We start from the raw sequence: 20,377 nt of genomic DNA on the forward strand, positions 1-20,377 counted from the left end.
CCCCCGGGCGGGCGGCGGGTGCGGAGCCGGCCGGCACCCCCGACGGCCGCGGCCCGGAAGTCCTCGAGCGCCCCCGGGCCGGCCCGCGAGCGGTCGGGCCATGGGGCGGGCGCCACGGACGGTAGCCTTGCCCCGTGCCCCGTCTCTCTGAAGTCATCGCCGCGCTGGACGCTCTCTGGCCCCCCTCGCGGGCCGAGCAGTGGGACGCCGTCGGCACCGTCTGCGGCGACCCCGAAGCCGAGGTCTCCCGGGTGCTGTTCGCCGTGGACCCCGTGCAGGAGATCGCCGACGAAGCCGTCAAGCTCGGCGCCGACCTGATCGTCACCCACCACCCGCTCTACCTGCGCGGCACCACCACCGTCGAGGCCGGCACCTTCAAGGGCCGGGTCGTGCACACGCTGATCAAGAACGACATCGCGCTGCACGTCGCCCACACCAACGCCGACACCGCCGACCCCGGGGTCTCCGACGCCCTCGCGGGCGCCCTGGACCTGCGGATCACCGGCCCCCTGGTGCCCGACCCCACCGACCCCGCGGGCCGCCGCGGCCTCGGCCGGATCTGCGAACTGGACCACCCCGAGACGCTGCGCGAGTTCGCCGCCCGCGCCGCGGCCTGGCTGCCGCAGACCGCCCAGGGCATCCGCGTCGCCGGCGACCCCGACGCCCTGATCCGCCGCGTCGCCGTCAGCGGCGGCTCCGGCGACAGCCTCTTCGAGCAGGTCCGCGCCTCCGGCGTGGACGTCTTCCTGACCGCCGACCTGCGCCACCACCCGGTCTCCGAGGCCCGCGAGCAGAGCCCGCTCGCCCTCGTCGACGCCGCCCACTGGGCCACCGAGTGGCCCTGGTGCGAGCAGGCCGCGGCCCAGCTCGACGCGATCTCCGAGCGCCACGGCTGGGGTCTGCGCACCCACGTCTCGCGCACGGTCACCGACCCGTGGACGGCGCACGCGCCGTCCGTCACACACCCTTCTATCTCTGGAGCCCCCAACTGAACGCCGAGCCCGCCGACCAGATCCGACTTCTCGACGTCCAGGCCCTGGACGTGCGGCTGTCTCAGCTCGCCCACAAGCGCAAGTCGCTGCCCGAGCACGCCGAGGTCGACTCGCTGACCAAGGACCTCAGCCAGCAGCGCGACCTGCTCGTCGCCGCCCAGACCCAGGCCAGCGACGCCGCGCGCGAGCAGACCAAGGCGGAGCAGGACGTGGACCAGGTGCGCCAGCGCGCCGCCCGCGACCAGCAGCGCCTGGACTCCGGCGTGGGCATCTCGGCCCGGGACCTGGCCAACCTGCAGAGCGAGGTCGTCTCCCTCGCCAAGCGGCAGGGCGACCTGGAGGACGTGGTCCTGGAGGTCATGGAGCGCCTGGAGGCCGCGCAGGAGCGGGTCACCGGCCTCACCGGGAGCGTCTCCGCGCTCGAGGCCAAGCTGACCGACGCCACCGCGCGCCGCGACGCGGCCACCGGCGAGCTCGACGCCGAGGCCGCCAAGGTCACCAAGGACCGCGAGGTCATCGTCACGTCCATGCCCGCCGACCTGATGGCCCTCTACGAGAAGATCCGCGTCAAGCAGGGCGGGGTCGGCGCCGCGCGCCTGTACCAGCGCCGCTGCGAGGGCTGCCGCCTGGAGCTCGACATGGCCGAGGTCAACGAGATCAAGGCCGCGGCCCGCGACCAGGTCGTGCGCCACGAGAACTGCGGCCGCATCCTGGTCCGTACGGCCGACTCGGGCATCTGATGCAGAGGTCTGTCCGGTTCGTCGTGGAGGCGGACGGCGGCTCCCGGGGCAACCCGGGGCCCGCCGGCTACGGCGCGGTCGTCCTCGACCCGGCGACGGGCGAGACGCTGGCCGAGCGCGCGGAGTACATCGGCGTCGCCACGAACAACGTGGCGGAGTACAAGGGCCTGATCGCCGGGCTCACGGCCGCCCGTGAACTGGCGTCCGACGCGCAGGTGCTGGTGCGGATGGACTCCAAGCTGGTCGTCGAGCAGATGTCCGGCCGCTGGAAGATCAAGCACCCGGACATGAAGCCGCTCGCCGCCGCGGCCGCGAAGATCCTGCCGCGCGCCCAGGTGACGTACGAGTGGATCCCGCGCGAGCGGAACAAGCACGCGGACCGGCTCGCCAACGAGGCGATGGACGCGGGCAAGCGCGGCAAGCAGTGGGAGCCGTCGGCGTCCGCCGCCGCCCTCGACCGCGGCGCCGCCGCCCCGGCCGGGCCTCCCGGCGACGCGGCGAAGGGCGCGGCCGCGGTCCGCGCCGCCCTCGCCTCCACCCCGGGCACGCGGGTCACGGCGCCGGCGGCCGGACCGGGCTCGACCTCGGCTTCCGCTTCCTCCTCCGAGGCCGTGGACGCGCGTGCGGCCCGCCTCGCCGCCTCCGCCGAACCGGCGGGCACCGACACGCTGTTCGCCGATCCGGGCCTGATCCCGGCCCCGGCGACAGCAGCGGTCACCGGTGCGGCGGCCGGCGAAGCCGCCCCGGCCGGGGCCGGCCTGCCCCGGCCCGCCACCGGCACCGGCTGGGGGCCCGACATGGGCACGCCCGCCACCTTCGTGCTGCTGCGCCACGGCGAGACCGCCCTCACCCCGCAGAAGCGCTTCTCCGGCAGCGGGGGCAGCGACCCCGAGCTGTCCCCGGCGGGGCGGCGCCAGGCGTCGGCCGTCGCCGAGGCGCTGGCCGCCCGCGGCACCGTGCAGACGGTCATCAGCTCCCCGCTGCGCCGCTGCCGCGAGACCGCCCAGGCCGTCGCCGACCGCCTCGGCCTGACGGTGACGGTCGAAGAGGGCCTGCGCGAGGTGGACTTCGGGGCCTGGGAGGGGCTGACCTTCGCCGAGGTGCGCGAGCGGTTCCCCGACGACCTCCAGGCGTGGCTGGACTCCCCGCGGGCGGCCCCCACGGGCGGCGGCGAGAGCTTCACGACCGCCACCCGCCGGATCTCGGCGACCCGCGACCGGCTCCTCGCCGAGCACGCGGGCAGCACGGTCCTGCTGGTCACGCACGTGACCCCGGTCAAGATCATGGTCCGCCTCGCCCTGGGCGCCCCGCCGGAGTCCCTGTTCCGCATGGAGCTGTCGGCGGCCTCGCTGTCGGCGGTGGCGTACTACGCGGACGGCAACGCCTCGGTCCGCCTGCTGAACGACACGTCGCACCTGCGCTAGGCAGGGCAGGCCGCCGCACGCACCACGCACAGAACCCCCCGCCCGGTCGGGCGGGGGGTTCTCGTGTTCGCGGCACCCCGAACGGGGCGGAGCGGCAGACGAGCCGGCCTGTACGCCGGGTTCTGTCGCCCGGTGACCTCGCGGTCGCCGGGGAGACGGCCATCCATCTAGGACCGGCGTTGCCGCCGGCCTCGTGCGGTCTACCCGCGAACTCGGGCGGGCAGCCCTCGAGCGTTCGCGCAGACCCGTCCGGGGACGGATCCTCTTGACCTTGCTCCGGGTGGGGTTTACCTAGCCGCCTGAGTCACCTCAGGCGCTGGTGGTCTCTTACACCACCGTTTCACCCTTACCGGGGGCCGAAGCCTCCGGCGGTCTGTTTTCTGTGGCACTGTCCCGCGGGTCACCCCGGGTGGGCGTTACCCACCACCCTGCCCTGTGGAGCCCGGACGTTCCTCGGCGGGATCCGAGGATCCCGACGCGGCCGCCCGGCCGACTCGTCTGCCGTGGCGACCATGTTACCGGCTGTGCCGTCGCCGCTTGACCTTGACGCAGCGGCAGGGTTTCTACTGGGGGCATGCGGATCGGAGAGATCGCCGCGCTCGTCGGGGTCACGACCCGGGCGATCCGGCACTACCACCATGTCGGGCTGCTCCCGGAACCGGAGCGGCGCCCCAACGGCTACCGGGCCTACAGCGTCCGCGACGCCGTCCTGCTGGCCCGCGTGCGCCGGCTCACCGAGCTCGGGCTCGGCCTGGACGAGGTGCGCGACGTGCTCGCGGACGACGCCGGGCGCGAACTGGCCGACGTACTCGAAGAGCTCGACGCCGACCTGGCCCGCCAGCAGGCCGAGATCGGCGAGCGTCGGCGGCGCCTCGCGGTGCTGCTGGCCGCCCCGCCCGGGGAGGCCGAGCCGCTCTCGCCAGGGCTCGCCGCGCTGCTCGCCCAGGCGCCGCCCACCGGTTCGCCGTCCGCGGCGAAGGACCGCGAGCACCTGACACTGCTCGACGCCACGGGCGCCGGCGGCGAGGAGCTCTACGCCGCCCTCGGCCCGCTGGCCGCCGACCCGGCGGTGCTGGCCCTGTACGAGCGGCTGGACGAGCTCGCCGACGCCGCCGCGGACGATCCGCGGATCCCGGGCCTGGCGGCCGAGCTGGTCGCGGCGGTCCCCGACGAGGTGTTCGCCGCGGTCCCCGCCGAGGGCGTGGTGGTGCCCGGGTTCAAGGAGGCGCTGCTCGCCGAGTTCGCGCCCGCGCAGGCGGAGGTCGTCCGCCGGGTGATGGAGGCGTTCATGGAGAGGGGTCGGGGATGAGCGGGGTGCGGGTGGCGCGGATGACGGCCGCGGCCGTCATACCGGGGGAACTGGCGCTGGTGTGCTGCCTGGTCGCGGGCGTACGGCTGCCCGCGTGGGCGGTGGCGGCGGCCGAGGTGCTGGTGCTCGGGGTGCTCCTGCTGGAGGCCTGGGTGCTGCGCTCGCTGTACGCCGCCGCCCGCGCCCGGGGGGCGGCGCCCCGCGAGGCCCGGCGGGAGGCCGTGCACACGGTCGTGCCCGTCCAGGTGCGCAGGCTGCTGCGGCACGAGCTGCGCGCTACCGCCTCGCTCGGCCGGTGGGCGCTGCGCCGCAAACACGGGGTCCGGGCCGGGGACGTGGCCGCCGGGTACACGGGGCCGCAGACCGCCATGATGTACGGGATGGTCTTCGTGTCGGTGGTCGAGACGGTCGCCCTGGCCGTGCTCATCCCCTGGCCCGCCGTCCACCGGGTGGTGCTCGTCCTGGACGTGTACGGGGTCCTGATCCTGCTCGCCCTGCACGCCGCCTGCGTCACGCGACCGCACGTGGTCCGGCCCGACGGCTCGCTGCGGATCCGGTACGGGGCCCTGTTCGACCTCGTCGTCCCGGCGGACGCGGTGGCCTCGGTCCGGGTCGACCGGCGCTATCCGCAGGGGCGGCTGGTCACGCTGTCCGAGGACGGGGAGCTGGATCTGATCGTGGGCAGCCAGACCACGGTGACCCTGGAGCTGACCCGGCCGCTGCCCTTCACCCGCCCGCTCGGCGCGGTCGCGGAGGCGCGGACCATCCGCTTCCACGCCGACGACCCGCGTGCGCTGGTCGGCGCCCTGCGGCAGCCCGCCTAGGCCCGCGTCACGCCGGGGCGAAGAGGATCTTCGCGGTGCCCGGGTCCGCCTCCGTCAGGCGGACCCGGATCCGCTCGCCCAAGGGCAGGTCCAGGGCGGTGGACACCACCCGGCCGACCACCGCCGGGTCCTCCAGCTGGACCGTTCCCTGCCGCGGCTCGTGGTCCTTGACGTCGATCACCGTGGCCTCGAAGGTCTCCCCGACGCGGTCCTTGAGCAGCGCGGCCTCGACGAGGTCCACGCACTCCCGCTCGGCTCCGTTGGCCACCCGGGCGCCGTCCGCCATCTCCTTGGGCAGCGCGTCCAGCGCCGCCACCGCCCACTGCGGGGGCTCGGCCCCGGCCACCGCGGCCAGGCACAGCTCGCCGGCGTACCGGTCGGCGAGCCGGCGCAGCGGGGCGGTGCAGTGGGCGTACGGGGCGGCGACCGCCGCGTGGATCGCCGGGTCCGGGGTCCGGCCGCCGGTGAAGACGGTGTAGCCGGCGCCGCGCAGCAGGGTCGTGCACTCCTGGAGGAAGGCGGCGTGGTCGGGGCGGTGCGGGTCGAGCGAGCGCACGAGTTCGGCGTACGGGACGTGGTGCGGCCAGTCGATCCGCAGGGCCTTCGCCGCCCGGCGCAGCCTGCCGACGGCGCCGTCGGGGGCCTGGGGGAGGGTCCGCAGGATCCCGGTTCCGGCGGCCAGCATCAGGTCGGCCGCGGCGATGCCGGTCATGAGGGAGATCTGGGCGTTCCAGCCGTCCGCCGGGAGCGGGGCCCGGTAGGCCAGGGTGTAGGAGCCGTCGTGGGCGACGACCTCCTGCTCGGGCACGTTCAGGGAGATGCCGCCGCGCTCCGCTTCGAGGGCCTCGCGCAGCCGGCCGATGTCCTGGAGGAGGGCGACGGGCTCCTCCGCCGTGCCGGTGTCGACGGCCTGCTGGACGCCCTCGTAGTCGAGCTTGGCGCGGCTGCGCACGAGGGCGCGGCGGACGTCGGTGGTCTCCACCCGGCCCTCGGCGTCGAGGTCGAGGCACCACAGCAGCGCGGGGCGGGTCTGGTCGGGCAGCAGGCTGGCCGCGCCCTCCGAGAGCACGGCCGGATGCAGCGGGACCCTGCCGTCGGGGAAGTAGAGGGTGCTGACGCGCTGGTGGGCCTCCGCGTCGAGCGCGCCGCCGGGGGTGACGAAGGCGGCGACGTCGGCGATGGCGTAGTGGACCCGGAAGCCGCCGGCGGGGCGCCTCGCCAGGTGCATGGCCTGGTCGAGGTCGCGGGAGGAGGGCGGGTCGACGGTGAAGAGGGGGAGGTCGGTGGCGTCGGCGTCGGGCAGGCGGGGTTCGCGGGCGGCCCGCTCGGCCGCGGCGAGCACCTCGGCCGGGAACTCCTCCGGCACGCCCAGCTTCGTCCGCAGTGCGCGCAGGGCGGCCCGCAGGGCAGCCCCGTCCGCGCCGGTCATGTGCATGTGGCGGCGTGGCATGGACCCGAGCCTAGGCCCTGGCCGGGCGATGTGCGCGGTTCGTGCGGCTCTGCCGGTGGGACGGCCGCCGGGTCCGGGGGCCCGGGGGCCGGGGGTCCGGGCGGGGCGCGCGGGCCGTCTACCCTGGCTCGGGGGCCGCATCCCCTGCGCCGTGTCGTACCGAAGGAGATCCACCGTGCTCGTGCTGCTGCCGCCGTCCGAAGGAAAGGCCGCCGGCGGCTCCGGCGCACCGCTGGAGCCGCAGTCGCTGTCGCTGCCCGGTCTGGCCGAGGCCCGTGCGGGGGTCCTGGAGGAACTGGTCGAACTGTGCGCGGCGGACGAGCTGAAGGCGCGCGAGGTGCTGGGCCTGAGCGAGGGCCTGCGCGGCGAGGTCGCGAAGAACGCGGAGCTGCGGTCGGCGGCGGCCCGGCCGGCCGGGGAGATCTACACCGGTGTGCTGTACGACGCGCTGGGGCTGGCGGACCTGACGCCGGAGGCGCGGGCGCTGGCCGAGGAGTCGCTGCTGGTCTTCTCGGGGCTGTGGGGTGCGGTGCGGATCACCGACCGGATCCCGTCCTACCGCTGCTCGATGGGCGTGAAGCTGCCGGGGTGCGGGGCGCTGGGGGCGTACTGGCGGGGGCCGATGGCGCAGGTGCTGCCGGCCGTTGCCGGGCAGGGGCTGGTGCTCGACCTGCGGTCGGCGGCGTACGCGTCCGCGTGGAAGCCGAAGGGCGAGGTGGCGGGGCGGACGGCCACCGTGCGGGTGCTCCACTCGCAGGTGGTGGACGGGGTGGAGAAGCGGTCCGTGGTGAGCCACTTCAACAAGGCGACGAAGGGCCGGCTGGTGCGGGACCTGCTGCTCGCGGGAGCGGCTCCGGCCTCGCCGTCCGAACTGGTCGGGGCCCTGCGGGACCTGGGCTACGTCGTCGAGGCCGAGGCACCCGGGAAGCCGGGGCGCGCCTGGGCCCTCGACGTGGTGGTCACCCAGATCCACCACTGACCCCGCCCGGGACTCCGCCCCCGGGCCCGCGCCTCAATCGCCGGCGGGGCTGGATATGGCTGGGCTGTGCCCGCGTGTGCGGGTACAGGATCGGGGCTCCGCCCCGGCCCCCGCGCCTCAATCGCCGGCGGGGCTGGATTTGCCCTGCCTGAGTGGGCAGGTGCGGGCACAGGGCCGGGGGCCGGCGCGTGAGGCGCCGGGCCCGGGCTAGTGGCCCAGGGGCCAGGCGACGGCGGCCGGGGTCAGGTTCGCGGTGCCCGCGTACGTGGCGCAGGCGTCCGTCAGGGTTTCCAGGAGGGTGAGGGGATCGGGCAGCGGGTGCTCCATGCCCCGCAGCCAGCTGACCGCCAGGTCACCGGGCAGGGCCGCCGGCGGCACCAGGACGTAGCTGCCGCGGCAGTGCCACCGCAGGCCCGGGTGCTCGTCCATCGTCTCGGGATGGCAGTCCAGTTCGCAGGGCCACCACTCGTCCTCGTCCTCGGGGGTTCCGCGGGTGGCGGTGAAGAAGAGCATCCGGGCCTGCTCCCCGGTGCCCCCCGACTCGGCGACGGGGCCGACCTCGATGCCGGCTTCCAGCAGCCGGGCGAGGGCCGCGGCCCCGGCTTCCAGAGGGACGTCCAGGACGTCGTGGACCATGCCGGTCGCGGTGATGAAGTTGGCCTGGGGCTGGTCGCGCGCCCACCGTTCGACCTGTGCGCGGTCGGTGGTGGACTGGGTCTGCCAGGCGAAGGAGAGCGGGTGGCGTGCGGGCGTCGGACAGCCGATCCGGTCGCACGAACATCGGTAGCCGGCGGGATGGGCGGCGGGTGCGAGCGGCAGACCGGCGGCGGCGACGGCCAGGAGGAGCGCCTCGCGCTCCCTTCCGGGGTCCTCGGCGGTGGGTTTCTGCCGCCGGCGCAGCCACTGGGAAATCCTGCTCTGCTCGCCGCGTTGGACGCGGCCGGACTCAGACCCCATCTATCCCCTCACCTCACCGTATCCCCGGCGGACCTTCACATGGTCCCACCATCCTGCGCCCCGGGTGACCGGTCTCGGTGACCGGGGGGTTGGGAAGGGGTGACCGGCAACCCCCACATAACCATAGAATTCAGCCATTTGGTTTCCGGTCAGGGGGTGGTCAGCCGACGGTGACGTTGGCCACCCCGCCCAGGACCCGGTCCACCAGCGCGTCGGCGAAGGCGTGCGTCAGCGGCTGCGTCCGCAGCAGCCAGCGGTACGTGAGCGGGCCCAGCAGCATCTCGACCGTCAGCCGCAGATCGGTGTCCGGGGCGAGCTGCCCCGCCTCGCGGGCCGTGCGCAACCGGGCCTCGTACAGGGCGAGCTGCGGCTCCAGCAGCCGTTCGTTGAAACGGGCCCCGAGCTCGGGGTCGGTCGCCCCGGCCGCCGTCAGGGCGCGCGCGGGGGCCGCGTACTTCTCGTCGCGCAGCTCGTCGACCGTCGCCCGCAGGACGTACTTCAGGTCGGCCGCGAGGTCCCCGGTGTCGGGGAAGCCCGTCCACTGGCCTTCGGTCTGCGCCTCCCCGGCGAGCGAGAGCGAGGCGTCGAGGAGGACGGCGGCCTTGGAGGGCCACCAGCGGTAGATGGTCTGCTTGCCGACCCCGGCGCGGGCGGCGATCGCCTCGATGGTCAGCTTGTTGTAGCCGACCTCCCCGACCAGCGCGAGCGCGGCGTCGAGGATGGCCCGCCGGGAGCGGTCGCTGCGGCGGGTGGCGTCAGGGGTCTTCGTCATGTCCTGAAACTACCAACCGAGACGTCTCGTCTTCCTCTTGTCCGTTAAACCACCCAATCAGTTCACTGCGGTGTCCGGCGTAAGGAGAGACGATTCTCTCCACACCCGTCGTAAGTCGTGAGGAGCCTTCTTTGCGCAGAGACGCCACACCCCGGCGCTATCTGATGTGCCCACCCGTGCACTTCAAGGTCACCTACTCCATCAATCCGTGGATGGATCCCACGAAACCGGTGGACCTGCCCCTCGCACTCGCCCAGTGGGAGGACCTGAGGGACCGCTACCGCGCCCTCGGGCACACCGTCGAAACCCTCGAACCGCACCCCGAGCTGCCCGACATGGTCTTCGCGGCGAACGGCGCGCTCGTCGTCGACGGCCGGGTGCTCGGGGCCCGGTTCGCCCATCCGGAGCGGGCCGCCGAGGCCGAGATCCACCTCGAGTGGTTCCGCGGCCACGGCTACCGGGACGTCCACGAGCCGTTCCACGTCAACGAGGGCGAGGGGGACTTCGCCGTCACCGCCAGCTACCTCCTGGCCGGCCGGGGCTTCCGCTCCAGCCCGCTCTCGCACGACGAGGCGCAGGAGTTCTTCGGCCGCCCCGTCATCGGCCTCGACCTGGTGGACCCGCGCTACTACCACCTGGACACGGCCCTGTGCGTCCTCGACGGGGACGAGGTCATGTACCACCCGGCCGCCTTCTCGCCGGGCAGCCAGGCCGTCCTCAGACGGCTCTTCCCCGACGCGCTGCTCGCCGGGGAGGAGGACGCGGCGGCCCTGGGCATGAACGCGGTCTCCGACGGCCGGCACGTGCTGCTCCCGCAGGCGGCGACCGGGCTGCTGGCTCCGCTGCGGGCCCGCGGGTTCGAGCCGGTCCCGATGGACCTGGGCGAGCTGCTCAAGGGCGGCGGCAGCGTGAAGTGCTGCACCCAGGAGCTGAGGCCCTAGCCCTCGGCAGCGGGCGGAGGCCAGGCCTGGCCCCAGTCGGCGTCCCGCGCCGCCTTGTAGAGGTCACCGTGGCGCTTGGTCACGGTGGCCCGGGTCAGGCCCTGCTCCCGCGGGCCGCACAGCTCCAGCAGGACGAGCCCCTTGCGGATCTGCGGCCTGCGCGTGATCCGCGAGGCGGCGGGCTCCGTCGGGAAGCGGGTCGCGGCGACGTAGCTGAACTTCTCGTCCTCGTACGGGAGGGAGCCGCCCTTGACCTTCCGGTGCAGGGAGGAGCGGCTGACCCGCGCCGAGAAGTGGCACCAGTCCTGCCCGACCTCGATCGGGCAGGTCCCGTCGTGCGGGCAGGGGGCGGCGACCCGCAGCCCGGCCGCGATCAGCTGGTCGCGGGCCTCGCGGATGCGCAGGTAGCCCTCCGGCGTGCCCGGCTCGATCAGCACCACGGCCCGTCCGGCCCGCGCCGCCTCGGCGACGACGGCCGTGCGGGCCTGCGGGGTCAGCTCGCCCAGTACGTACGAGACCGTCACCAGGTCGGCCTCCGGCAGGGTCAGCCCGGAGCCGATGACCGCCCGGCGCCAGGCCGCGCCGCGCAGCACCTCGGAGGGGGAGGCCGCCGCCAGTTCACGGCCCAGGGCCAGCGCCGGCTCGGCCCAGTCCAGCACCGTGGTCTCCCGCGGCCCGTCCCAGGTGGCGTCCACCGCCCAGGTCGCGGCGCCGGTGCCGCCGCCCACGTCCACGTGCGAGCCCGGCGCCCACCCCGGGGCCGCCTCGGCGAGGCCGTCCAGGGCGGCCCGGACGGCCTCGAAGGTGGCGGGCATCCGGTACGCCGCGTACGCCGCCACGTCGGAACGGTCGCGCAGGACCGGCGCGTCGGTGGGGGTCTGCCCCCGGTAGCTGGCGATGAGCCGCTCGACGGCTGCCGCGGCCTGCTTGGGCGGGAGTCCGTCGAGCAGCCCGCCGAGCGTGCTGCGGAGGGTGTCGGCGCTGGTGGGGGCGGAGGCGTTCACCCGCGAAGTTTACGGCGCCGCGGACACCCCGGACTCGCGGCTGCGCCAGGGCCGGCACAGGCCGACGAAGCAGGCCACCGCCAGCACCGAGCAGACCAGCTGCACCACCGCCATCGGCACCGCCGTGTCCTCGCCCGCGATCCCGACCAGCGGCGAGGCGATCGCGCCCACCAGGAAGGAGGAGGTGCCGATCAGCGCGGACGCCGAGCCCGCGGCGTGCGGGGTGCGCATCAGGGCCTGCGCGTTGGTGTTCGGCAGCACCAGCCCCATCGCCGACATCACCACGAAGAGGGCGGCGGCGATCGGGAACAGCCCGACCTCCCCGAACACCCCGGTCGCCATGAGCAGCAGGCTCACCGAGGCGGCCGTGGTGACGGCGAGCCCGACGGACAGGGTCTTGTCCATGTCGACCCGGCCGACCAGCAGCTTGCCGTTGATCTGGCCGACCGCGATCAGGCCGCAGGAGTTGACGCCGAACAGCAGGCTGAAGGCCTGGGGCGAAGCACCGTAGATCTCCTGCACCACGAAGGGGGAGGCGGCGATGTACGAGAACAGGACCGCGAAGGCGAAACCGCCGGCCAGGGTGTAGCCGGTGAAGACGCGGTCGCCCAGCAGGCCCCGCATGGTCCGCAGGGCCGCGCCGACGCCGCCCGTCTGGCGCCGCTCGGGCGGCAGGGTCTCGCCGAGGCTGCGCCACACCATCAGGGTGAGGACGAGGCCGACGCCGGTGAGGACGACGAAGACCCCGCGCCAGTCGGAGAAGCGCAGCACCTGTCCGCCGATGAGCGGGGCGACGATCGGAGCGGTGCCGGAGATGAGCATGAGGTTGGAGAAGAACCGGGCCATCTCGACCCCGTCGTACAGGTCGCGTACGACGGCCCGCGCGATGACGATCGCGGCCGAGCCGGCCAGGCCCTGGAGCAGGCGGAAGGCGATCAGCAGCTCGGCGGTCGGGGCGAGGGCGCATATCGCGGTGGCCAGGACGTACACGACCATGCCGATGAGCAGGGGCTTGCGGCGGCCCCACTTGTCGCTCATCGGGCCGATCACCAGCTGGCCCAGCGCCATGCCGGCGAGGCAGGCGGTGAGGGTGAGCTGGATGGTGGCGGCAGGGCTGTGCAGGACGTTGGTGACCTCGGGCAGGGCCGGGAGGTACATGTCCATGGACAGCGGCGGGAGGGCGGTCAGCCCGCCGAGTATGAAGGTGACCAGCAGGCCCGTGCGGCGTGCTGCCTTCAGGGGTGCGGCGGCGGTGGGGACGGAGGGCGTTTCGGGTGACGGTTCGTGCGAGCGGGCCGTCACGGGGCCTCTCTCCGACATGCGGAACTCCAGTCTGCTTGTCTTCTTTATGCACCCCTGACCGACCCATGCTCTCAGCAATCGGAACGTCCGGGGACCGGGGCGCCCTGTGACGTACTCTGCGGCCCCATGGACGAACCCACGACGAAGATCGCTGTAGTGACGGGTGCCGGGTCGGGCATCGGCCGGTCCGTGGCCCTGGCCCTGGCCGCCGCGGGCTGGTCCGTGGCCGTGGCGGGCCGCCGCACCGGGCCGCTCGAGGAGACCGCGGAGGCGGCCGGGGACGGCGCCGACGTGCTCTGCGTACCGACGGACGTCAGCGATCCGGACGGGGTCGCTGCGCTGTTCGGGGCCGTACGCGAGCGGTACGGGCGCCTGGACCTGCTCTTCAACAACGCGGGCACCTTCGGCCCGGGCGGAGTCCCGCTGGAGGACCTCTCCTACGAGGCCTGGCGCTCGGTGGTCGACGTCAACCTGACCGGGTCCTTCCTGTGCGCGCAGGCTGCCTTCCGGCAGATGAAGGCGCAGGACCCGCAGGGCGGCCGCATCATCAACAACGGCTCCATCTCGGCGCACGTGCCCCGCCCGAACTCCGTCGCCTACACCGCGACCAAGCACGCGATGACCGGCCTGACCAAGTCCCTGTCGCTGGACGGGCGCCCGTACAGGATCGCCTGCGGGCAGATCGACATCGGCAACGCGGCCACCGAGATGACCGAGCGGATGCAGACCGGAATCCTCCAGGCCAACGGGCAGCTGGCCGTCGAACCGGTCATGGACGCCGCCGACGTGGCGCGCACCGTGCTGCACATGGCGGAGCTGCCGCTGGAGGCGAACGTGCAGTTCGCGACGGTGATGGCGACGGCGATGCCGTACATCGGGCGGGGCTGAGCCCGCGCTCGCGGTGCGCCGGGGAATGCCCGCAGGGGCTCCGCAGTTGAGGCGATCATGACGACTGAGGTGCTCCGCTACACGGCCTTCTCCAGCGACCCGGCGGGCGGCAACCCGGCCGGCGTCGTGCTCGACGCGGCCGGACTGGACGACGAGGCGATGCTGGGGATCGCCGCCGGACTCGGCTACAGCGAGACGGCCTTCCTGACCGCCCCGCCCGAGGGGCTGGCGGGCGAGCCGGGCCGGGCCTTCACCGTGCGCTACTTCAGCCCGAAGGCGGAGGTGCCGTTCTGCGGGCACGCCACCGTCGCCACCGCGGTCGCGCTGGGGGAGCGGATCGGCCCCGGGGAGCTGGTCCTGGCGACGCGGGCGGGGACCGTCCCGGTGTCCGTCACCTCCCGGGACGGGCTGCTGCGGGCCACGCTGACCAGCGTGCAGCCGCACACCGAGGAGATCGGCGCGGCCGACCTCGCCGAGGCGCTGGCCGCGCTGGACTGGCCGGAGGCGGACCTGGACCCGGCGTTCCCGCCCCGGATCGCCTACGCCGGAGCCCGCCACCTGGTGCTCGGCGCCGCTACCCGGGCCCGGCTCGCGGACCTCGCGTACGACTTCGCCCGGCTGGAGGCGCTGATGCGGCGCCTGGACCTGACGACCGTGCAGCTGGTGTGGCGCGCGGGTCCCACGGAGTTCCACGTACGCGACCCCTTCCCGGTCGGCGGCGTCGTCGAGGACCCGGCGACCGGCGCCGCCGCGGCCGCCTTCGGCGCGTACGCCCGCGAGCTCGGCCTGGTCGCTGAGGACTCCGTCCTCACGCTCCACCAGGGCGCGGACCTGGGTCGGCCGGGCGTCCTCACGGTGGAGCTGCGCGCGGGCGACCCCCGGGTCCGGGTCGGCGGCGAGGGCGTGCGCATCGCGTGAGCGCGGCCCCCGGGGCCCTGCGGGTGGCCGGCTTCGCCGAGGCCGCCGTACCCCCGGCGCTGGCCCGTCAGGTCGCCGCCCTGGAGGCCGCGGCCTGGCCGGGGTCCTCGCCCGGGCACGACCCCGCCCTGGCGCCGCGGGCCCTGCTGCTGACGGCCGGCGACGGCACGGTGGCCGCGGCGCTGACGCTGCTGTACAAGGAGATCGAGGTCGCGGGGCGGACGTACCGCGCGGCCGGGCTCAGCGGCGTGGTCACCCGGCCCGAGCTGCGGGGCCGCGGGCTCGGCGGCCGGCTGGTGGCGGCGGCCCGCGCCGAGCTGGCGGCCGATCCGGCCGTGGACCTGGCCCTGTTCAGCTGCGACCGTCCGCTCTCGGCGTTCTACCGGGCTGCCGGCTTCCCGCCGCTGCCCGGCACGGTCCTGGTCGGCGGAACGCCCGGGGAACCGCTGGCCACCGACGGTCCCGGCTTCGACAAAGTGGTGCCGGCGGCCTTCTTCACGGCTGAACCGGACCGTGACCGGGCCGCTTTCACGGGCATCCGCGTCCCGCTGTACCCCGGGAGCACCGACCGGCTGTGGTGAGGCCGGACCCGGCCGGGTCGCACGGGTCAGGCCGCCCCGCCCCGGACCGGGACCACCAGCGGTGCGCCGGTGCGCGGATGCGGGAGGACCTCCACCGGCTGCCGGTAGACCCGGCTGAGCAGCGCGTCCTCGAACACCTCGGCCGGCGGCCCGACCGCGGCGATCCGCCCGTCGTGCAGGACGGCGGCCCGGTCCGCGTAGGCGGCGGCCAGTCCCAGGTCGTGCAGGACGACGACGACGGCGTCCCCGGCGGCGGCCTGCTCCCGGCAGATCCGCAGCACGAGTTCCTGGTGGCGCAGGTCCAGGGCGGCGGTGGGCTCGTCGAGGAGCAGCAGCGGCGCCCGCTGGGCCAGTACGCGGGCCAGCGCGACCCGGGCCCGCTCGCCGCCGGAGAGCGCGGAGAAGGGGCGGGCGGCGAAGTCGGCGACCTCGGTCGCGGCCATGGCGGCGGCCACCGCCTCCTCGTCCGCGTCGGCGAACGGGGTGCCGGCCCAGGGCGCGCGGCCCATCCGTACGACGTCCGCCACCGGGAAGGGGAAGGACAGCGCGGCCGACTGCGGGAGTACGGAGCGCCGCAGCGCCAGGTCGGGGGGTGACCACGCGTGCACCGGGCGGCCGTCGATCCGGATCTCCCCGGAGGCGGCCGGCAGGTCGGCGGCGAGGGCCGCCAGCAGCGTGGACTTGCCCGCCCCGTTGGGGCCGACCAGGGCCAGTACCTCGCCGGCGCGGGCGGTCAGGCCGATGCCGGCCAGCACCTCGCGCTGTCCGAGCCGCACGTGCAGGCCGGTGATCTCGGCGAGGTCGGATCCCGGGGCGGGGCGGGCCGGGACGGTCCGACGGCTGCGGGAGAGCAGTCCGGTGAGACCGGTGAGCCTGCGGGTCGCTTCGCTCACGCCCAGCCTCCTTGCTTGCGGCGGGTGCGGCGCAGCAGCCAGAAGAAGAACGGGCTGCCGAGCAGGGCGGTCAGGACGCCGAGCGGCAGCTCGGCGGGCTGGGCGAGGGTACGGGCGGCCAGGTCGCCCGCGACCAGGACCAGGGCCCCGGCCAGCGCGCTGCCGGGCACCAGGAAGCGGTGGCCGGGGCCGTTGGCCATCCGCAGCAGGTGCGGGACCAGCAGCCCGACGAAGGTGATGATGCCGGCCACGGCCACGGCGGCGGCGGTGAGCAGCGCCACGACCAGGATGAGGGCGAGGCGCAGCCGTTCGACGTCGATGCCGAGGTGGCGGGCCGGGCGTTCGCCGAGGGACAGGAGGTCGAGGCGGCGGGCGTAGAAGGGGGCGACGAGCAGGCCGGCCAGGGCGCAGGGGAGGACGGCGAGCACCTTGGGCCAGGTGGCCTGGGCGAGGGAGCCGAGCTGCCAGAAGGTGATCTGGTTGACCTGCCCGCTGTCCGCGAAGAAGACGAACAGGCCGATGAGGGCGCCGGCGAAGGCGTTGACGGCTATGCCGGTGAGGATGAGGGTGACGACCTCGGTCTTCCCGCCGTTGCGGGAGAGGAAGTAGACGGAGGCCACGGTGACCAGGCCCGCGACGAACGCGCAGAGGGGAATGGTCCAGTTGCCGAAGAAGCTGAGTCCGAGTCCGATGGCGGCGACCGCGCCGACCGCGGCTCCCGCCGAGATCCCGATGACGCCGGGTTCGGCCAGCGGGTTGCCGAAGACGCCCTGCATGAGGGCGCCCGCGCAGCCCAGGCTCGCGCCGACGAGCAGTGCGAGGACGACGCGGGGCAGGCGCACGTTCCACAGCACGCTCTCCCCGACCCGGTCGAGGGGTGTCCCGCCCAGCCCCAAGTGGTGCAGGACGGAGGCGAGTACGTCCCCGAGGGGGATCCGGTAGGCCCCGGTGCCGGCGGAGACGAGGGCGAGCGCGAACAGGGCGGCGACGAGGGCCGTGGTGAGCAGGAAGGCCCTTCTGTCGGGGAGGGTCACGAAGCGGCCTTGCCGTAGAGCTGGGTGATCAGGGAGGACAGCACCTGGTCGGTGCGCGGGCCGTAGCCCAGCAGGACGCCGTCGTCGACCGTGACCACCCGGCGGTCCATGCCGGCCGGGGTCTGGGCCACGCCGGGGATCTTCGTCAGGCCGTCGACGCCGCCGACCGATTCGAGGCCCTTGGACATGACGAGGATCGCGTCGGGGGCGGCGGCCGCCAGGGCCTCGCTGGTGATCGGGGTGAAGTCCTTGCCGAGGCCGGACTCCTTGCCGGTGTCGACCGCGCCGGCCGCCTCCAGCAGCGAGGCCGCTCCGGAGTCGGAACCGCCCAGCAGGTAGACCGAGGCGGTGCCCCGCAGGTAGAGGAAGGCGACCCGGGGCTTCTTCCCGGAGGCGGTGGGGATCTCCTTGCGGACGGCGGCGATCCGGTCGGCGGTGCGCTGGTTCAGCCGCGCGCCGGCGTCGGTGACCCCGAGTGCGGCGGCGACCGCGTCGATCCGCTTCGGCACGTCCTCCAGGGACTTGGCGGGGGCGACGACGAGGACCGGGACGCCCGCGTCGCGGATCTGCTGGACGGCCTCGGCGGGACCCGTGGTGGTCTCCGCCAGGACGAGCGTCGGGCGCAGCGAGAGCACGCTTTCGGCGGAGACGTCGTGGCCACGTGTCACCACCGGCAGGGCGGCGGCCTGTTCGAAGGTGGCGGTGATGTCCTTGGCGACCACCTTCTCGCCGAGGCCCAGGGTGTGGACGATCTCGTTGAGGCTGCCGGTCAGCGGGATGACCCGGTCCGCCGAGGCGACCGTGACGGAGGCGCCGTCGGCCGAGGGCACGGTCACCGGGAGCGCGGGCTGCGGGACCGGGGCGAGCGGTTCCACCCGGTCCGGGGCCGCGGCGGTGTGGGCGGATGGGCCCGGGGTGGTGGCCGTACCTCCGCAGCCCGTCAGCGCGAGTGCCAGTGCTGCCACGGCGAGCGCGAGACGGGGGATGCGGTGTGACGCGGCGGGCGTAGGCACGAAGGCACCGTCCTGATCGTCCGACTGAGGTTGTGGTGACCGGGGGGGGGGTTTCCCATCCGGCCAGGGTTAGCTTAGGTTAGCCTAACCTTGCTCTCGCTAGACCCTGGAGGGGGCAGTCATGCCCACGAGACCCGCCCGTACGTTCGCCGTCGCCCTGTTGGCGGCCCTGCTGGGGGCGCTGCTCCCGGCCACCGTCGCCCGGGCGGGCACCGTGCAGGGAGGTCGACTCGACTGGGGCATCAAATCGTCTTTTCAAAGCTATGTCACCGGTCCGGTGGCGAAAGGAAGTTTCAAGCTGAAGAACGGCGCCGCCACCGTGGGCGGCAGCCTGTTCCGCTTCCACACCGCCACCGGCTCCTATGACCCCGCGTCAGGCGCCTTCGAGGCCTCGTACTCGGGCGGGGTGACCTTCCAGGGCCACCAGAAGCCCGACGGCTCCTACGACCTGGACATGACCGTCAGCCGTCCCACCGTCAAGATCAACGGCGGCAGCGGCACCCTGTACGCGGACGTCTCCAGCAAGGCCAAGGACACCGGCGCGGTCAGCAGCCACTCCCAGGTGCCGTTCGCGACCCTGGGCCTGCGCGGGGTCGACATGAGGGGCGCCACCGGCCCGCTGACCCTGACGAACGTCCCGGCCACCCTCACCGAGCAGGGCGCCAAGGCCTTCGCCGGCTACTACGCGGCCGGCGCGCAGCTCGACCCCGTCACGCTGTCCGCCGACGTCAAGAGCGCCCCCTCCGCGCAGCCTTCGCAGTCGGCCACCACGCCGGCGAGCCCGTCGGCGCAGACCCCGCAGGCGCCGGGCGCCTTCGCCGACGCCGCCGTCGACTGGGGGGTGCGCCACACCTTCCGCGAGTACGTCACCGGTTCCGTCGGCCAGGGCAAATGGACCCTCGCCGAGGGCGCACAGGACGGCGGCGCACTGTTCCGCTTCCCGCAGGGCAAGGGTGCGTACGACGGTGGAAAAGGCACTCTTGACGCCGCCTTCGCCGGCACCGTCCACTTCACCGGAGCCCAGCTGGACCTGAAGCTCGGCGCGGTGCGCGTGACGGTGGACAACGGCAAGGGCGTCCTGTCCGCCGACGTCACCGCGGGTGGTACGACGAAGAACGCCGTCGCACTGGTCGAGTTCGACGCCAAGGCCCTGAAGGCCGAGGGCGGCCTCGCCACTCTCACCGAGGCTCCCGCCGTCCTCACCGAGGGCGGGTCCCAGGCCTTCAACTCCATGTACAAGGCGGGCACCGAGATGGACCCCGTCTCGCTCGCGATCGCCCTCGACGCCACCGCGAAGCTGCCCGCACTGCCCGACCTCGGCTCCACGGCCGCGCCCTCGCCCGCACCCGGCTCTTCCGCCGAGCCCGTCGCCAAGGACGCCGCGTCCTCGAACACGGGCCTGTACATCGCCCTGGCCGTGGCGGTGCTGGTGCTCGCCGGCGGCGGCGTCCTCCTGGTGCTGCGCAAGCGCCGCGCCGAGGCCGCGAGCCGCGGCGAGGCCGAGGCCGCGAGCCGCGCCGAGGCCGAAGCCCCGAGCCGCGGCGAGGCCGAAGCCCCGTAACGCCCGCACGGCGCCCCCTCCTCTTCCTCCTTCCCCTCTTCCTCCTTCTTCCCGACCTCTCCCCAGGAGTTCCCAGCCATGTCGTCCCACCGCCGCCCGATCGCCGTCGCGGCCGCCGTCCTCACGGCCGCCGCTCTCGGCGCCACCGCCCTGGCCCTGCCCGCGTCGGCCGCGGGCGGTCCGCCCACCGCCCCGGTGAAGATCGTCGGCGGCACCCTCGACTGGGGCGTGCTCGCCAGCTACCGCGCCTATGTGACCGGCATGGCCAAGGGCACCATCACCGTGGCGGACGGCGCCCAGCAGAACGCGGACGGCAGCCTGCGGTTCGGCGAGCCGACCGGGCAGTACGAGCCGGCCGCCGGCCACGTCGTGAAGGCCGCCTTCAAGGGCAGCGTCACCTTCTCCTCGCCCGCCCCGCCGACCGGCCACGGTTTCGAGGTCAAGCTCTCCGACTTCCGCATCGACACCGGCACCAAGAAGCTCACCGCGGACGTCACCAAGGGCGGCGCCACCGCCCAGGACGTGCCGCTGGCCGCGGTGGCCTTCGCCGGCCAGTCGATGAACAACCTGGCCACCACCCTCACCAAGGAGGCCGCGGACGCGCTCGGTTCGGCCTCGTACGAGAACAAGGCGGGCGACCCGCTCACCGCGAAGCTGGAGTTCGAGCAGACCGCCCCGCCGAGCCCCCCCCCCCCCCCCCCCCAACCCGGCCCCCCCCCCCCCCCCCCCCCCCCCCCCCCGGCCCGGCCCCCCCCCCCCCCCCCCCCCCCCCCCCCCCCCAGGGCCCCCCCCCCC

General features: G+C 74.6%; 20 protein-coding genes and 1 other RNA gene. 12 read left to right on the top strand and 9 right to left on the bottom strand.

The features are described 5' to 3' along the window. Positions 1-134 precede the first annotated feature (134 nt). The 3 genes from AB0D66_RS30075 to AB0D66_RS30085 are packed head-to-tail and all read left to right on the top strand — an operon-like array spanning position 135 to position 3,156. A complete protein-coding gene (locus AB0D66_RS30075) occupies positions 135-992 on the top strand; it encodes a Nif3-like dinuclear metal center hexameric protein (protein WP_362310293.1) in 858 nt (285 codons plus the stop codon). Beyond that, positions 989-1,732 carry a C4-type zinc ribbon domain-containing protein gene (locus AB0D66_RS30080; protein ID WP_362310330.1) on the top strand — a complete coding sequence of 248 codons (744 nt, stop codon included), beginning with the start codon at positions 989-991 and terminating at the stop codon, positions 1,730-1,732. The genes AB0D66_RS30075 and AB0D66_RS30080 overlap by 4 nt, the downstream gene beginning before the upstream one ends. Further along, positions 1,732-3,156 (top strand): bifunctional RNase H/acid phosphatase, encoded by a 1,425-nt coding sequence (locus AB0D66_RS30085; RefSeq protein WP_362310295.1) that lies wholly within the window; start codon positions 1,732-1,734, stop codon positions 3,154-3,156. The genes AB0D66_RS30080 and AB0D66_RS30085 overlap by 1 nt, the downstream gene beginning before the upstream one ends. 95 nt (positions 3,157-3,251) lie before the next feature. Here AB0D66_RS30085 and rnpB read toward each other — a convergent pair. Then, an RNA gene (rnpB, locus tag AB0D66_RS30090) (RNase P RNA component class A) lies at positions 3,252-3,653 on the bottom strand. A 77-nt stretch (positions 3,654-3,730) separates the two neighbouring features. Here rnpB and AB0D66_RS30095 point away from each other — a divergent pair. Together AB0D66_RS30095 and AB0D66_RS30100 are read left to right on the top strand one after the other, a co-directional pair. Then, positions 3,731-4,465, top strand: coding sequence for a MerR family transcriptional regulator (locus AB0D66_RS30095; RefSeq protein ID WP_362310297.1), 735 nt, complete (start codon positions 3,731-3,733; stop codon positions 4,463-4,465). Next, entirely contained in the window at positions 4,462-5,289 is an 828-nt protein-coding gene (locus AB0D66_RS30100; RefSeq protein WP_362310299.1) for a hypothetical protein, read from the top strand. Before AB0D66_RS30095 ends, AB0D66_RS30100 begins: the two co-directional genes overlap by 4 nt. Before the next feature lie 7 nt (positions 5,290-5,296). Here AB0D66_RS30100 and AB0D66_RS30105 read toward each other — a convergent pair whose 3' ends face one another. Beyond that, positions 5,297-6,739, bottom strand: a complete 1,443-nt coding sequence (locus AB0D66_RS30105) for an RNB domain-containing ribonuclease (RefSeq protein WP_362310301.1) — start codon at positions 6,737-6,739, stop codon at positions 5,297-5,299. Between the two features lie 175 nt (positions 6,740-6,914). Here AB0D66_RS30105 and yaaA point away from each other — a divergent pair, with 175 nt between their 5' ends. Next, positions 6,915-7,718, top strand: coding sequence for a peroxide stress protein YaaA (gene yaaA / locus AB0D66_RS30110; protein WP_362310303.1), 804 nt, complete (start codon positions 6,915-6,917; stop codon positions 7,716-7,718). 207 nt (positions 7,719-7,925) lie between these two features. Here yaaA and AB0D66_RS30115 read toward each other — a convergent pair whose 3' ends face one another. Both AB0D66_RS30115 and AB0D66_RS30120 read right to left on the bottom strand, forming a co-directional pair. Continuing rightward, complete coding sequence (locus AB0D66_RS30115; protein WP_362310305.1) at positions 7,926-8,675, bottom strand: bifunctional DNA primase/polymerase; 750 nt, start codon at positions 8,673-8,675, stop codon at positions 7,926-7,928. Positions 8,676-8,835: 160 nt separating this feature from the next. Then, positions 8,836-9,447, bottom strand: a complete 612-nt coding sequence (locus tag AB0D66_RS30120) for a TetR/AcrR family transcriptional regulator (protein ID WP_362310307.1) — start codon at positions 9,445-9,447, stop codon at positions 8,836-8,838. 131 nt (positions 9,448-9,578) lie between these two features. Here AB0D66_RS30120 and ddaH point away from each other — a divergent pair, with 131 nt between their 5' ends. Further along, positions 9,579-10,388 (top strand): dimethylargininase, encoded by an 810-nt coding sequence (gene ddaH, locus AB0D66_RS30125; protein ID WP_362310309.1) that lies wholly within the window; start codon positions 9,579-9,581, stop codon positions 10,386-10,388. Here ddaH and AB0D66_RS30130 read toward each other — a convergent pair. Together AB0D66_RS30130 and AB0D66_RS30135 are read right to left on the bottom strand one after the other, a co-directional pair. Next, positions 10,385-11,392 carry a small ribosomal subunit Rsm22 family protein gene (locus AB0D66_RS30130; protein WP_362310311.1) on the bottom strand — a complete coding sequence of 336 codons (1,008 nt, stop codon included), beginning with the start codon at positions 11,390-11,392 and terminating at the stop codon, positions 10,385-10,387. The genes ddaH and AB0D66_RS30130 overlap by 4 nt on opposite strands. A gap of 9 nt (positions 11,393-11,401) precedes the next feature. After that, entirely contained in the window at positions 11,402-12,712 is a 1,311-nt protein-coding gene (locus tag AB0D66_RS30135) for a Bcr/CflA family multidrug efflux MFS transporter (RefSeq protein ID WP_362310313.1), read from the bottom strand. A 108-nt stretch (positions 12,713-12,820) separates the two neighbouring features. Between AB0D66_RS30135 and AB0D66_RS30140 the strand changes: the two genes are divergently transcribed. The 3 genes from AB0D66_RS30140 to AB0D66_RS30150 are packed head-to-tail and all read left to right on the top strand — an operon-like array spanning position 12,821 to position 15,081. Then, positions 12,821-13,582 carry an SDR family oxidoreductase gene (locus tag AB0D66_RS30140; protein ID WP_362310314.1) on the top strand — a complete coding sequence of 254 codons (762 nt, stop codon included), beginning with the start codon at positions 12,821-12,823 and terminating at the stop codon, positions 13,580-13,582. 57 nt (positions 13,583-13,639) lie between these two features. Beyond that, positions 13,640-14,500 (top strand): PhzF family phenazine biosynthesis isomerase, encoded by an 861-nt coding sequence (locus AB0D66_RS30145; RefSeq protein WP_362310316.1) that lies wholly within the window; start codon positions 13,640-13,642, stop codon positions 14,498-14,500. After that, complete coding sequence (locus AB0D66_RS30150; RefSeq protein WP_362310318.1) at positions 14,497-15,081, top strand: GNAT family N-acetyltransferase; 585 nt, start codon at positions 14,497-14,499, stop codon at positions 15,079-15,081. Before AB0D66_RS30145 ends, AB0D66_RS30150 begins: the two co-directional genes overlap by 4 nt. A 26-nt stretch (positions 15,082-15,107) precedes the next feature. On the opposite strand, the gene AB0D66_RS30155 is transcribed toward AB0D66_RS30150, so the two are convergent. Genes AB0D66_RS30155 through AB0D66_RS30165 form a run of 3 tightly spaced genes read right to left on the bottom strand, consistent with a single transcriptional unit; the run spans position 15,108 to position 18,021 of the window. After that, positions 15,108-15,935, bottom strand: coding sequence for a heme ABC transporter ATP-binding protein (locus AB0D66_RS30155; RefSeq protein WP_362310332.1), 828 nt, complete (start codon positions 15,933-15,935; stop codon positions 15,108-15,110). 35 nt (positions 15,936-15,970) lie between these two features. Continuing rightward, positions 15,971-17,008: an iron ABC transporter permease gene (locus tag AB0D66_RS30160; protein WP_362310320.1), complete on the bottom strand. Its 1,038-nt coding sequence runs from the start codon at positions 17,006-17,008 to the stop codon at positions 15,971-15,973. After that, complete coding sequence (locus tag AB0D66_RS30165; protein ID WP_362310322.1) at positions 17,005-18,021, bottom strand: ABC transporter substrate-binding protein; 1,017 nt, start codon at positions 18,019-18,021, stop codon at positions 17,005-17,007. The genes AB0D66_RS30160 and AB0D66_RS30165 overlap by 4 nt, the downstream gene beginning before the upstream one ends. A 121-nt stretch (positions 18,022-18,142) precedes the next feature. Here AB0D66_RS30165 and AB0D66_RS30170 point away from each other — a divergent pair, with 121 nt between their 5' ends. Next, on the top strand, positions 18,143-19,582 hold the full coding sequence (locus AB0D66_RS30170) for an HtaA domain-containing protein (RefSeq protein ID WP_362310324.1): 1,440 nt from the start codon (positions 18,143-18,145) through the stop codon (positions 19,580-19,582). A gap of 78 nt (positions 19,583-19,660) precedes the next feature. Further along, the coding region (locus AB0D66_RS30175; RefSeq protein WP_362310326.1) for an HtaA domain-containing protein at positions 19,661-20,377 on the top strand (717 nt) is incomplete at its 3' end.

This window comes from Streptomyces sp. NPDC048270 (genome assembly GCF_040652335.1).
Lineage (GTDB): Bacteria > Actinomycetota > Actinomycetes > Streptomycetales > Streptomycetaceae > Streptomyces.